The following is a 13,308-nucleotide window of genomic DNA, read 5'->3' on the forward strand; positions in this document are numbered from 1 at the left end:
CGTCAGCGCCCCTCGGCAACGGCCGGCAGGCTGCGCCGACGCAGGATGAACCGGGCGGGAAGCGCCCCGGCGAGCAGGCCGAGCAGCGCGACCCCGCCGAGCATCCCGCCGTACGTCACGGGGTCGACGATCAGCCGGAAGGTCCCGTCCTGCGCGGTGCTGAACGCGCCGACCACGATCGCCGTGACCGCGGCTCCGAGCAGCAGTCCCACCGCGACGGTGATCAGCGCCTCCCGGCCGGCGAGCCGGTGCAACTGGCGGGTCGTCGCGCCGACCAACCGCAGGTCGGCGTACTCGCGGCGGCGGGCGGCGGTGGCGATGGCGAACGTGTTGACCACGGCGATCGCGGTGAAGCCGAGCGAGATGACGACCATCAGTTCCCAGGCGCCCTGCTGGTTCTGCGCATCTCCGGCGGGGGCAGCCGAAGCGGTGGGGGTCACCCGCAGGGTCGGCCAGTCGGCGTTGATCCGTGCGGCCACGTCGCCGTGGTAGCGCAGCGCCACCATGCCGGCCAGTCCCCGGGGGTCGTGCGCGGCGACCAGTGCCGCCGGCAGCACCAGTTCCCCGAACCCGCGTGCCCGCTCGTACACCGAGGTCAGCCGTAGTTCGGTGCGGTGCCCGTCGGCGAGCCAGAGCGGCACCTGGTCACCGGTCCGCCAGCCGTACTGGCGGGCCAGGGCCACGCTCGCGGCGAACGTACCGTTCCCGGCCAGCACCTCCGGGGCGGAGGTCGTACCGGCGCCGGATGCGGTGACCCGCTGCACGTCGAGGTCGAGTGCCGGTTCGCTGCCGGCGACGAGCAGGCCCTGGGCCGGGTAGTCCTCGGGCTTGCCGCCCTGCGCCACGATCACCCGGGTCGGCAGGGTGGCCGCGGCACCGGTCACGCCGGGCAGGGCGACCAGCCGGTCGACGGTGCTCAGCGGCAACCCGCCGGTCGCGGTCACCTGCGCGGTCGCGCCGGCCGTCCGGGCCGCCTGCTCCTGCCCGGTCAACCGCTCGATCAGCGAGCCGTTGAGCAGCATGGTCGCGTTGATCGCGAAGATCAGCACCAGCGGTACCGCGACGGCCGCCACCCGCCGGCTCTCGGCCCGGGTGACGAGTCCGGCCAACCATCCGGTCGCGCCGCCCAGACCGGCCAGTCGGGATACCGGTGCGGTCAGGAGCCGTACCAGGACCGGGCCGAGGGCGGCGACCGCGCAGAGCAGCAGGGCGCAGGACACGAAGCTCATGCCCATGCCGAGCACCCCGTCGAGCGGCACGAACGTCAGCACGCTGACCGCACCACCGGCGGTCACCAGGGCGAGCAGCGCCCGGACCACCGCGCCGCCGGCCGGTGCCGTCGCGGTCTCGGCGAGCGCCTGGGTCGGCGCGACCCGTACGGCACGACGGCCGGCGATCCGGGCGGCGACGAACGTGACCAGTACGCCGGCCAGCCCCGCCAGCAGCAGCACCGGTACGTTGACCTGGACCGTGAACTGTGCCGGCACCGCCCCGAGGGTTCGGAACCGTCCGGCCACCACGTGCGCGAAGAGCACGCCCAGCGGGGCGGCCGGCACCGCCGCGACGGCGGCCAGGACGACGCTCTCCAGCCCGAGCAGCCGGCGCAACTGGTCCGGAGTGGCGCCGACCGTACGCAGCAGGGCCAGTTCGCGCAGTCGTTGCCGTACGCCGAGGGTCACCGTGCCGGTGAGCACGAACACCGCGGCGAACGCGGTGATGCCGATGACAAAGCCGAAGATGGAGATCGGTCCGATGTAGTCGGGCAGTGCACCGGGCAGGTCGGCCCGTACCCGCTCGGCACCGGTCAGTACGGCCGCTCCGCCAGCGACCTCCCGTACGGCTGACAACAGGGCGGCCCGGTCGGCGCCGGGCGTGGCGACCACGCCGACGGCGGTTGGACCGTCGAGTCCGGACACGGCCGGCACCTCGCTGTCGGCGAGGAACAGCGCGCCCTGCGCGGCCAGGCCGGAGCGGCCGGCGGGTGCGGCGATGCCGCTGATCCGTACGGTGCGTACCCCGGTGCGGGTGGTGAGTACCAGTTCGCCGCCGACGACGAGCCCGCCGCGTGCGGCGAGGTCCGCGTCGACCACCGCCCGGCCGGCGTCGGGCGGACTGCCCCCGGTCAGCGTGTACGGCGTCAACGCCGCCGATGCCCAGCCGTGGCCGATGACGGGCGCGTCGTCCGTTCCGCGCACGACCCGTCCGGCCGGCGTGGCGACCTGGACCGGGAACGCGGTGTCGGCGACGGCCGTGGCGGCACCGGGCAGCGCCCCGATCCGGCCGGCGAGGTCGGCCGGCAGCGTACCGGCACCGGTGAGTCGTTCGGTCTTGACCTTTCGCTTGACCTTGACCTTGTCCTTCTTCTCCTTCGTGGTCACCGTTTCCAGGCTGACCTCCCGTGCACCGGAGACGACCAGGTCCGTCGCGGCGAACCGGTCGGCCGGCGGCTTCGCGGTGAGCACCGAGAACAGCAGCAGGCCACCACCGGCGAGCAGGGCGACCGCGAGGAAGGCGGCAAGGAACGTGCCGGCGTAAACGCCGCGGTGGCGGCGCAGCGTGCCGAGGGCCAGATGCATCATCGGGCGCTCACCGACATCATCTCCGCCGCGACCTTCTCCGCCGTCGGGTCCGCCAACTCGGTGACGATGCGGCCGTCGGCGAGGAACACCACCCGGTCGGCCCAGGCAGCGGCGGCCGGGTCGTGGGTGACCATGACGACGGTGGTGCCGAAGGAGTCGACCGCCTCCCGCAGCAGTCCCAGGACCTCCCGGCCGGTGGACAGGTCCAGCGCCCCGGTCGGCTCGTCCGCGAAGATCACTTCAGGTCGGGCGGCGAGCGCCCGGGCGAGCGCGACCCGCTGTCGCTGCCCGCCGGAGAGCTGTGCCGGCCGGTCGTTCTCCCGTCCGGCGAGGCCGACCCGCCGCATCACCTCGCGCGCCCGGTTGAGGTCGGGGCGTACCCCGGCGAGCCGTTGCGGCAGCAGTACGTTGTGCCACACCGAGAGCGAGTCCAGCAGGTTGTACGACTGGAACACGAAGCCGACCCGCTGGCGGCGCGCCTCGGTCAGCCGTGGCTCGCGCAACTCGCTGATCTCCTGGCCGGCGAGCAGCACCCGTCCGCTGTCCGGTGTGTCGAGCCCGGCCGCGCAGTGCAGCAACGTGGACTTGCCCGAGCCGGACGGCCCCATCACCGCGTTGAACGTACCGGCGGCGAACGCCACCGAAACCCCGGCGAGCGCCCGTATCCCGGCTCCTCCGGGGTACGTCTTCGTTACCTCGACCACTTCGACCACCGCTGTGTTTCCCATGGTGATCAGCCTGGTGCAGGGGCTGTCCGGGCAACACATGGCGAACCATGAACCCGATGGTGGGGCTGTCCCTACCTCCGAGGTTCCGCCGCCTCTGTGCGGGACAGCGCGCCGGGCCACCAGAACCGGCGCCCCAGGGTGATCGCGATCGACGGTACGAGCAGCGTTCGCACCAGCAGGGTGTCCAGCAGCACGCCCAGCCCGACGATGACACCGATCTCGGTGAGGGTGACCAGCGGCAGCACCCCGAGTACGGCGAACACGGCGGCGAGCAGGATGCCGGCGCTGGTGATCACCCCTCCGGTGACCGCGAGGGCGGTCAGCATGCCCTGCCGGGTGCCCCCGGTCGGCGTCTCCTCCCGCGCCCGGGTCGCCAGGAAGATGTTGTAGTCCACCCCGAGCGCGACCAGGAAGAGGAAGGCCAGCAGCGGTACGGAGGTGTCCAGCGCGGCGTAGTCGAGGACCCGGGTGAACAGGAAGTTGCTGGCCCCCAGGGCGGCGAAGAAGGTGGCCACCACGGTCGCGACCAGCACCAGCGGGGCGATCAGGGAACGCAGCAGCAGGATCAGCACGATCAGGACCACGGCCAGGATCAGCGGTACCACCACCCTGAGGTCGCGTACGGCGGCCCGGCGGGTGTCCAGGTTCGCCGCGACCGTACCGCCGACCAGCGCCTCCGCTCCGGACACGGCGTGGACCCGGTCGCGGAGTTCCTCGATGGTCCGGTAACTGGCGGCACTGTCCGGCTCCGTGTCGAGTACGACGTCGATGGCGACCAGGTCGCCGGCGCGTTCGGTGACCCGGGCGCCGGAGACCCCCGGTGTCGCCTCGGTGGTCTCCAGCACCGCCCGTTCGCCGGCCGACCGGGTGACGATCACGGTCGGGTCGGCGGAACCGGCCGGGAAGTGACGGCTCAGCGTCGCCAGGCCGTCGATCGACTCGGCCTGTACCCGGAACTGCTCGGTCTTGCTCAGCCCGAGCCGGGCGTCCGCGAGCCCGGCGGCCAGCACCGCGAGTACCACCAGGGTGCCGGCGAGCACCGTCCGTGGGCGTCGGGCGACCAGGCCGCCGATCCGGGCCCAGACGCCGGTACGGGTCGGGTCGGCCTGGCCCTCGCGGGGGACGAACGGCCAGAACAGGCCACGCCCGCAGACCGATAGGGCGGCGGGGAGCACGATCAGCCCGAACAGTGCGGCGACCGCGATGCCCAGCGCGCCGGTGACACCGATGGTCCGGTCGTTGCCGAGGATCGCGGTGAGCAAGGTGAGCAGGCTCAGGCAGACCGTGGTGGCGCTGGCCGCGATGGCCGGTCCGGCCGAGGAGAGCGCGCGGCGCATGGCCAGGTGCCGGTCGGCGCTGCCGCGCAGTTCCTCGCGGTAGCGGGCGATCAGCAGGAGCGCGTAGTTGGTGCCGGCGCCGAAGACGAGCACGTCGACGATGCCGGTGGTGGAGCCGTCGATGTCCAGCGCGGCGGCCCGGCTGACCATCGCGATGACCGCGTTGGCGACCACGTCGGCGGCACCGACCACGGCCAGTGGCACGAGCCAGAGCCAGGGGCTGCGGTAGGTGACGATCAGCAGGGCCGCGACCACCGCGACGGTGACCAGCAGCAGGGTGACGTTCGCGCCGTCGAAGGCGGAGGAGACGTCGGTGGTGAATCCGGCGCCCCCGGTGACCTGGGCGATCGTCCCCTCGGGCAGGCCGTCGCGGGCGGTGGCGCGCAGCCGGTCGACGATGCCGGCGAGTTCGTCGTTGGGCAGGTCGGCCGGGAGCGGTACGGCCAGCAGGGCGGCCTGCCGGTCGGGGGAGAGGACCGGCGGGGAGACCTGCCCACCTACCGCCTCGGTGGCGTACGCGCGGGCGTCGTAGGCGATGGCGCGTTCGTCCTCGGGGCGCAGGGGCTGACCGTCGCGGGAGTAGACGACCAGGGCCGGGTTGAGTTGTCCGCTCGGCAGTTGGCGCTGGAGGGCGGCGACCCGTACCGACTCGGCGGAGTCGGGCAGGGCCGAGGTGGGGTTGTTGTCGGTGTGGGGTTCGCCGCCGAGGGCGATGACACCGGCGGAAAGCACCGCCGCGATCAGCAGCACCAGCCAGGCGCTCCACCGTCCGCTGACGACGTGCGCGATCCTGGACCCGAACGCACCCATGCGTAACTCCCGACCGTCGAGTATCTCGATGGCCGAGATTATCGACGGGTGAGATAAGGTGCAAGCTGGGTGGAGGGAATCGGCACAGTGGTGGACGGCATGTATCGACCGAGGGAGACCCGACGGGCGGTCCTCTCCGGCGAGATCGTCTCCGACCTGCGCAACTACACGGTCGACGCCCAGCACATCGGCCACGCGTTCGCCGCGCTGCACGGCCTGGGCGTGACCGACCTGCAGGCACTGATCGCGGTCATGCACGCCGAGCGCCGGGGTGAGCCGATCACGCCGGGCCGGCTGGGGGAGCAGCTCAACCTCTCCTCCGGCTCGGTCACCGCACTCGTGGACCGGTTGGAGCGAACCGGCCACATCCGCCGGGACCGGGACACCGCCGACCGGCGCAAGGTCTTCCTCCGGTACGCCGACGAGGGCGCCCGGGTCGCGGTGGAGTTCTTCCGTCCGCTCGGTGCGCGTACGGACGTGGTGATGGAGCGGTTCACCGACGAGGAACTCGAGGTCGTCCACCGGTTCATGCGGATGATGGTGGACTCGATGCGCGACCACCGCGACGCCGTACGCGCCGCCCGGAACCCGGCGGAGTAGCCGGGCGGACGGTCAGGGCGACCCGGGGGTGTGGGACCGGAGCAGGTCGAGGGCCTCGTCGGTGCGGCCCTGCTTGGCGAGCAGGGCGAGCAGCAGACCGACCGAGCGCCAGTCGTCCTCCGGCCCGCCGCGCAACAGGCTGATCGCCTCCTCGACGCGTCCGTCCGCGACCAGGAGATCGGCCAGTTCGGGGCGGGCGTTCGGCTCGCCCTGCCCGACCGCGAGTCGCCAGAAGTGCTCGGCCTCGTCGGTGTGGCCCTGGTCGAGGAGGAGAGCCGCGAGCCGGGTCGCGGCGTGCCCGTTGCCGCTCTCCGCCCGGATCCGCAACTCCTCGACGCGTCCCCGATCGGCCAGCAGGTCCGCCAGCACCCTGCCCGCACGGGACTCACCGGAGTCGGCCAGGTCGCGCAGGTACCCGGTCGGATCCGGTACGGGTGTCAGGCCGGACGCCTCCGCCCCGAAGAACCGACTGCCCCCGAATTCCTGGTGCAGGTGATCGTCGAGATCGTCCGCCAACCTGATCATCGCCTGGATCGCGAGCAGCAGGTGGGTGGGTTGGAAGTCCTCCCCGAAGACCGGGACCGAGGCCCAGATCGTGTCCCCGGTGCAGTAGATCCGGCCGATCACCATGCCGTTGGTCAGGTCGGAGAGTCGACGGTAGAGGGACTCCGTCGGCTGGACCCCGGTGAGCAGTGGCGAGAAGACGTCCACCAGCGGTGGATCCTCCTGTGCCCGTACGAAAATGATCGCTGACCCGGCGCGGATGCCGATGTCTCCGTCGGAGTCGACGCGCAACTGGTCGGCGGTGGTGCCGAGCAGTTGCGCCACCACCCACCTGACCTGGTCGGTGATCTTGTCCCCGGGCCAGGCGGACAGGTCGACCAGCCCGCGTGCCTGGGTGATGGGTCTGGCCGCGAGCGCCGCGGCCAGTCTGGTCCGGGTCGGTAGCGGCACGGAGGCGGTGGTGGTGGACGGCTGGGCCGCCAGCGCCCAGGCCAGCCGGCGGAAGAAACCGTCAGGCGGCGTCATCGTCGCTTCCTCCCGGTTGACTGTCCCTTGTCGTCGGTCGGTCGAGCACCCGGATCTGGTCGAACATCTTGGCGATGACCAGGGGTGCGGCCACGCCGAAGGTGAACGTCGCGAAGGCCGTCGTGGCCAGCCCACCGGCGGAGGCGGCTGCCGCCAGCCCGGTGCCGGCGACTGCTCGCAGCGCGACCGCGAACATCACGATCGGACGGTCCCGTTTGTCCCGCCACGGCCACTGCCAGCGCCCCTTCGATTCGGTGGTCGGGCGCATCATGGCGTAGAGGTTCAGCGCTTCGGAGACGGCGCTGCCGACAAGTCCCCAAGTTGCGGCGATCCATAGAGACACGCCCCTACTGTACTGATCGTGGTCGCTTGCCTACCTACCCGGCGTCGTGATCGCGTTGACGATCGTCCGAGCCGCCGACCATGTCTGAACGGTAGCGGCCCCGGACAAGCCACCGGCCCCTCCGGACGGGGGTGCGGGGGCGACACGCACCACGCCGACCGGGCGGGTTGACGAACCCCGGACAGGAGAAAGGCCGGGCATCCACGGGGGGAGATGACCGGCCGTTCTGCCAATAATGTAAGCACGATCACGCCGTTCGCGCTACCCGTGCGGGCGGGACTGTCACATCGCTCCCCGTACCTGCCTTCCGTCGACCGGGAACGACGCGTCGTAGAGGCCCCGGAAGGTCCGGGAACCGAGCCACTGGAGTGCACCGGTGGCCACCCCGAGCGTGATGGTCACGTTGACGACGAAGTGCAGCCCGGCGAAGAAGACCAGGAATGCGACGCCGTGCCGGCGGCGGACGAAGCCGTACATGCCGGCGTCGAGAGCCAGCGAGGTGACCAGCAGACCGACCGGGAGCACCGCCGCCCACGGGCCGAACAGCAACGGCGCCACCAGCGCCGGGAGCACGGCGAACGCGGCCAGGCTGCCACCGGCCCGGGACGCGGTCTCGAAGCCCTTGCTGAACCGGCGGGCGCGGGCGTACAGCGGGATCCGTAGCCGTCCACGGTGGAACAGTTTGCGCAGCAGTCCGCGCAGTTCGTGGTCGTGGTCGTGCCGGCCGTGTACGTCAGAGGTGAGCACCATCCGGTAGCGCCGGGTCAGCCGGTAGCCGTAGTCGACCTCCTCGGTCTGCCGCAGCGCCGGGTTGAACGGGCCGATCTCGTCGAAGACGTCCCGCCGGATCACGCAGACCGCGGGAAAGAGGAACGAGATGTCGCCCTCGGAGCTGATCGACCAGTAGTGGTACTGCAGACCCCGGTAACGGGCCACCGCGGTGTCGTGCAGCAACGGCTCTGGGTCCTCGATCCCGCACACCGCCCCGATGGTCGAGTCGCGGGCGAGCAGGCGTACCGCGTTGGCCACCGCGTCGGGCGCCATCACCAGGTCGGAGTCGACGTAACAGAGCAGCTCGCCGCTGGTGTTCGCGGCGCCGATGTTGCGGGCCTGCCCGCAGCCGCCGTTCACCCCGGTGCTGATCACCCGTACGCCGAGCGTCTCGGCGACCGCGATCGACTGGTCCGTACTGCAGTCGTCGACGACCAGGATCTCGACGTTCGGATACGTCTGGTCGAGGATGGACCGCAGACACAGGTCCAGCGACTCGGCGTAGTTGTAGTTCGGCACGATCACCGAGACGAGGGGTTGCGGGTTCATCGGGTCGCCGCCTCCGGTCGGTTGTAGAGCCGGCGGAACCGGGCCGAGGAGAGCCACGCGATCACTCCGGACAGTGCGGCAGCCGCGATGACCAGGTTGAGGAAGAAGTGCATCGCGACGAAGTAGATCAGGAACACCGGATGGCGTTCCCGGAGGACGAACCGGTACATCGGCAGGTCCCCGGCGACGAAGGCGGCGAAGGTGACCAGCGGTACGAGCAGGAAAGCCGGTCCGAGCAGCACCGGCAGCGCCACCGTCAGTACGGTGAACAGCGCGGCGATGCTCACCCACGCGCGCGGCCCGCTGCTCAGCCCGCCGGGGAACTCGGGTTTGTGGGCGTACATGGGGATGTGCAGGGCGGTCCGGGTGAACACCTTGCGGACCAGGACCCGCAGCTCGTGGTCGTGGTCGTGCACGCCGCGTACCCGTGGGGTCAGCCAGATCTGGTAACGCTGGGCCAGCCGCAGTCCGTAGTCGGCGTTCTCGGTCTCGCGCAGCCGGGGGTTGAACGGCCCGATCTCGGCGAACACCGCCGCCGGGATGGCGAGCAGGGCGGTGTAGAGCGTCATGATCCGGCCCTCGTCGGCGATCAGCCAGTAGGACTGTTGCAGGCAGCGGTACTCCTCGACCAGGCTGTCCCGGATCAGCGGCACCGGATCGTAGTTGCCGCAGACGGCCCCGATCTCAGGGTCCGACGCGAGGACCTCGACCGCGTTGGCGACCGCGTCCGGCTTGGCCGCCACGTCGGAGTCGATGAAGAACAGGATCTCGCCGGACGCGTTCGCCGCGCCCAGGTTGCGGGCCGCCGCCGGTCCCGAGTTCTCCGGCGTACGGAGCACGCGGGCGCCGTACGACCGCGCGACCGTCGCCGAGTCGTCGGTGCTGCAGTCGTCCACCACGATGATCTCGAGGTTCGGGTAGGTCTGCGCCTTGAGCGAGGTGAGGCACATACCGAGCGCGCGGGCGTAGTTGTAGTTCGGCACGATGACCGAGACGAGCGGCTTGTTCATCTGTCCATCCATGTCAGCAGTTCCGGATAGCGGGCAGCGACCTCCGCCACGGCCAGCGCGGTGCCGATCAGGACGGCGCTGGTCACGATCATGGGATCCCGTAAGAGGGCCCGGATGGGATCGCCGCCGAGCCTGAGCACCAGGACCGATTGAAGGTAGCGGAAGGCGGCGAGCAGCCCCAGCGGCACCACGACCATCAGGACGGCCGGGCGGAGCGGGTCGATCGGCGCCTCCGTGTGGAGGTAGAGCAGGAAGGTGGCGGCGGCCAGCGAGGCGTTGAGCCCGAGCAGGTGGTCGGCGAGCAGGACGTTGTAGCCGGCCAGGGCGGGGCGGTGGGACACCCCGGCGACCGCGATCTCGGCCCGGCGTTTGCCGAGGATCAGCACCAGGCAGCCGGTGAAGACGGCGGTCAGCAGCAGGCCGGACGCCTCCCCGCCGGTGGCCGCGTACCCCTGGAGCACCCGCAGGACGAACCCGGCGGCGATCACGCAGATGTCGAGCAGCGGCAGGTGCTTGAGCCGCCGGCTGTACGCGGCGCTGAGCGCGAGGTAGACCACCAGCGGCCACCAGGACATGTTCGGCCCGGCGAGGACCGTGGTGACCAGCAGCCCGGCCAGCCCGGCGGCGAGCAGCCAGGCGAGCGGTACCGGCACCAGGCCGGCGGCGATCGGCCGGTGTTTCTTGACCGGATGCGCCCGGTCCAGCCGGCGGTCGGCGATGTCGTTGACGACGTAGATCAGTGACGAGGCGAGGGTGAACGCCACCACCGCCCAGCCGGTACGCAGCAGCGTCGGCCCGTTCCAGACCGGCGCGTCGACCAGCGCCAGCGGTACGGCCAGGATGTTCTTGATCCAGTGGCCGGGCCGGGTCAGCGTGATGAGGTGCCGGGCCAGTGCGAGCAGGTTGGTGGTGGCGCGGGGTGCGGCGGCGGGGACGGTCCGCTCGACCGTGGTCTCGACGGCGGTCACGATGGGGCCCTCCGGTCAGAAGAAGATCTTCGCGAAGGCCAGGGCGCCCTGCCGCCAGGGATCGCGGCTGGTCCGTCCGCGCTGCGCGGGCTCGGTCCGGTGACGCTGCTCGCGCCACCACTCGTAGGTGCGCAGGATCGCGTCCTGGTTGGACAGCTTCGGGGCGAAGCCGAGCCGCTGCTGGGCCTTGTCGATGCTGACGTACGAGTCGCCCATCAGCTTGTGCAGCAACCGTCCGTAGACCGGGGAGAGTTTGGTGCGCTCCAGCAGGTCGAGCGCGGCGAGCGCGGGGCGGGCCGGCAGGGAGACGACCCGTTTGCCGTGCCCGGCCGCGTCCAGTACGGCCTGGAAGTCCGCGCGCAGGGTCTCGAACCGTTCCGCACCGAGGTTGTACGTGTCGTTGGCCGCGTCGTCCGGCGCGTTCAGCACGGTGACGACCGCGTCCACCAGGTCGTCGACGGCGAACATCTGGATCCGTACGTCACCCCGGCCGAGTACGGGGAAGTTGCGCCCCTCCTCGGCCCACTCGAAGAGCATGGCGAACAGTCCCATCCGGCCGGGACCGAGGAAGGTCTTCGGCCGCAGGATCGACAGCTTGGTGCCGCCGGCCCGGTAACGTTCGGCGACCTCCTCGGCGGCGGCCTTCGCCGCGCTGTAGGTGTCGACCGGTGTACGGGGGTGCTCCTCCGGCGTGGGTACGAGCTTCGGCAGCCCGTAGACGGCGGTGGACGAGACGTGCACGACGTGGCCCACCCGCGCCCGGTGTGCGGCGGCGAGCACGCTCTCGGTGCCGTCCACGATGATCGAGCGGATCTCGTTCGCCGGGTAGCTGGGCAGTGCCGCCGCGCAGTGGATCAGGGTGGCGGCGCCGGCGGTGGCCCGGTCCATCACCCTCGGGTCCCGAATGTCCCCGACCACGGTGACGCCGGGCGCGGACCGCAGGTCGACCCCCTGGACGTCGTGCCCGTCCGCGGCGAGCCGTTCGGCCAGCCGGGAGCCGAGCATGCCGGCCGCCCCGGTAATGGTGATCACCACAGCGACGACCCCACCTTCTGCGCCACGAACCGGGTGACCAGCCGGGTCAGCCCCTGGCTCAGCACCTCACCGAGCGCGTCGGTGGCGCGCTGCACGTCGGCCGGTTCGGTGACCAGGGAGGGCCCGAGGATCAGCGGGTTGAGCCCGTTGAGGGTGTAGTAGGTGAAGATCTGGTGGTCCTGGTAGAGGGCGTTGATCACCGCGCAGGTGACCAGTTTCGCCTTGAACCTCGGGTCGCGGGCCATGCCGGCCGGGGCGACCTTGGAGACCAGGTCGAGGATCTTCGGCCCGCCGTCGATGTGCACACCCCACAGCGCGCCGGCGCCGGCCACCCGACCGACGGCGTCCGGGAACTCCTTGGCCAGCCGGTGGAGGGCGGGCTCCAGCACGCGTTCCAACTCCCGGGCCCGGCCCGGATAGTCGTCCTCCACCACGATGTTGATGGCCTCGAGCGCCGTCACGCACTCCTCGCCCATGCCGTAGTAGGTGGTACTGGTGCTCTGCAACAGCGCGTCCGTCAGGTTGTCGTACGCCTTGCGGAAAATCGGCTCCCGAGCGACAAAGGCCGAAATGGAGGACTTCCCACCGCCAAAGGACTTGCTCGTGGTGAGGACATCCGGCACCAGACCGGGATAGCGCATAAAATAGAACAAGCTGCCGGTCTTGCCCCACCCGGTGTAAATCTCATCGAAGATGAGCACTATGTCGTGCTGAGTGCACAGCTCGCGGAGTCCACGAAGGAAATCTTCGTCGCACCACTGTATGGTGGACGCGCTGAACGGCTCGACGATCACCGCGTATACGTCATCCGGATGTGCGGCCAGCGCGGCGCGGACCGACTCCAGGTCGCCGTAGGTAAAAGGAACAATGCCGGGAATCGTGGGGAAGGCGAACGACGGTTGGCCGGTGAGCCCGCCGGAACCGAGCAGCTTCCCGTGGAATCCGCAGTCGGCCCGCAGGACCGTCCCGCGCCGCCCCCGGTGGTACTTGTAGGCCAGCTTCACCGCGCCCTCGACCGCCTCCGCCCCCGAGTTCGGCAGGAAGGACATCGAGAGGTCGCCGGGGAGGAGCTGGGCCAGGTTGTGGCCGAGTGCGGCCAGGTAGGGCGAGAAGTACGTCTTGTGCACCTCCATCCGCCGCTGGTCGGCGAACCGCTGCCGGGCCGCCACGATGCGGGGATGGTTGTGCCCGTGGTTGAGTACGCCCACGCCGCCGGTGAGGTCGAGGATGCGCCGCCCGTCGCGCAGCACCAGGTACGCGCCCTCGGCGTGGTCGACCAATTCGCGGCCGAACCCGAACGAGGTCATGAGGCTGACCTGGCTGGCGTTGACGTATCGGCGATAGAGGTCATGAACCTCACGAACAGTGAGCCGGTCGCAATCGTCGAGGCTGACCAAATTGGACATACTGCGACGCTATAGTTCGGTCCGGAATCTTTTCTGGACCGGCCCTGGACGGAACCTTGACTACTCAAGGCAACGCTTGCCAGTCCCAATGCGGGTGGATAGCGTAGTCGCGGCACGATCGTTTTCGATGTGTCAATGTCCCG

Annotated in this window: 11 protein-coding genes; 1 reads left to right on the forward strand and 10 read right to left on the reverse strand. The window is 70.8% G+C overall.

What is annotated here, in order from left to right:
- Positions 1-2: 2 nt before the first annotated feature.
- The 3 genes from ACWEFB_RS28995 to ACWEFB_RS29005 form a co-directional block, all read right to left on the reverse strand.
- Positions 3-2,579, reverse strand: coding sequence for an FtsX-like permease family protein (locus ACWEFB_RS28995; protein ID WP_452290455.1), 2,577 nt, complete (start codon positions 2,577-2,579; stop codon positions 3-5).
- Positions 2,576-3,307, reverse strand: a complete 732-nt coding sequence (locus tag ACWEFB_RS29000) for an ABC transporter ATP-binding protein (protein WP_452290457.1) — start codon at positions 3,305-3,307, stop codon at positions 2,576-2,578. Before ACWEFB_RS29000 ends, ACWEFB_RS28995 begins: the two co-directional genes overlap by 4 nt.
- Positions 3,308-3,378: 71 nt before the next feature.
- A complete protein-coding gene (locus tag ACWEFB_RS29005) occupies positions 3,379-5,454 on the reverse strand; it encodes an MMPL family transporter (RefSeq protein ID WP_452290459.1) in 2,076 nt (691 codons plus the stop codon).
- Positions 5,455-5,553: 99 nt separating this feature from the next.
- Here ACWEFB_RS29005 and ACWEFB_RS29010 point away from each other — a divergent pair, with 99 nt between their 5' ends.
- Positions 5,554-6,054, forward strand: coding sequence for a MarR family winged helix-turn-helix transcriptional regulator (locus ACWEFB_RS29010; RefSeq protein ID WP_452290461.1), 501 nt, complete (start codon positions 5,554-5,556; stop codon positions 6,052-6,054).
- A gap of 12 nt (positions 6,055-6,066) precedes the next feature.
- Here the strand turns inward: ACWEFB_RS29010 and ACWEFB_RS29015 are convergent, their stop codons facing one another.
- From ACWEFB_RS29015 to ACWEFB_RS29045, 7 genes are all read right to left on the reverse strand, one after another.
- Entirely contained in the window at positions 6,067-7,083 is a 1,017-nt protein-coding gene (locus tag ACWEFB_RS29015; protein ID WP_452290463.1) for a T3SS (YopN, CesT) and YbjN peptide-binding chaperone 1, read from the reverse strand.
- Positions 7,070-7,426: a hypothetical protein gene (locus tag ACWEFB_RS29020; RefSeq protein WP_326559136.1), complete on the reverse strand. Its 357-nt coding sequence runs from the start codon at positions 7,424-7,426 to the stop codon at positions 7,070-7,072. The genes ACWEFB_RS29015 and ACWEFB_RS29020 overlap by 14 nt, the downstream gene beginning before the upstream one ends.
- Before the next feature lie 282 nt (positions 7,427-7,708).
- A complete protein-coding gene (locus ACWEFB_RS29025) occupies positions 7,709-8,746 on the reverse strand; it encodes a glycosyltransferase family 2 protein (RefSeq protein WP_452290465.1) in 1,038 nt (345 codons plus the stop codon).
- Complete coding sequence (locus ACWEFB_RS29030; protein WP_452290467.1) at positions 8,743-9,756, reverse strand: glycosyltransferase family 2 protein; 1,014 nt, start codon at positions 9,754-9,756, stop codon at positions 8,743-8,745. The genes ACWEFB_RS29025 and ACWEFB_RS29030 overlap by 4 nt, the downstream gene beginning before the upstream one ends.
- A complete protein-coding gene (locus ACWEFB_RS29035) occupies positions 9,753-10,724 on the reverse strand; it encodes a UbiA prenyltransferase family protein (protein ID WP_452290469.1) in 972 nt (323 codons plus the stop codon). The genes ACWEFB_RS29030 and ACWEFB_RS29035 overlap by 4 nt, the downstream gene beginning before the upstream one ends.
- A 15-nt stretch (positions 10,725-10,739) precedes the next feature.
- Entirely contained in the window at positions 10,740-11,759 is a 1,020-nt protein-coding gene (locus ACWEFB_RS29040; RefSeq protein WP_452290471.1) for an NAD-dependent epimerase/dehydratase family protein, read from the reverse strand.
- On the reverse strand, positions 11,753-13,066 hold the full coding sequence (locus tag ACWEFB_RS29045; protein ID WP_326563336.1) for an aspartate aminotransferase family protein: 1,314 nt from the start codon (positions 13,064-13,066) through the stop codon (positions 11,753-11,755). Before ACWEFB_RS29045 ends, ACWEFB_RS29040 begins: the two co-directional genes overlap by 7 nt.
- Positions 13,067-13,308: the final 242 nt, after the last annotated feature.

It is taken from the genome of Micromonospora sp. NPDC004704 (genome assembly GCF_053601675.1).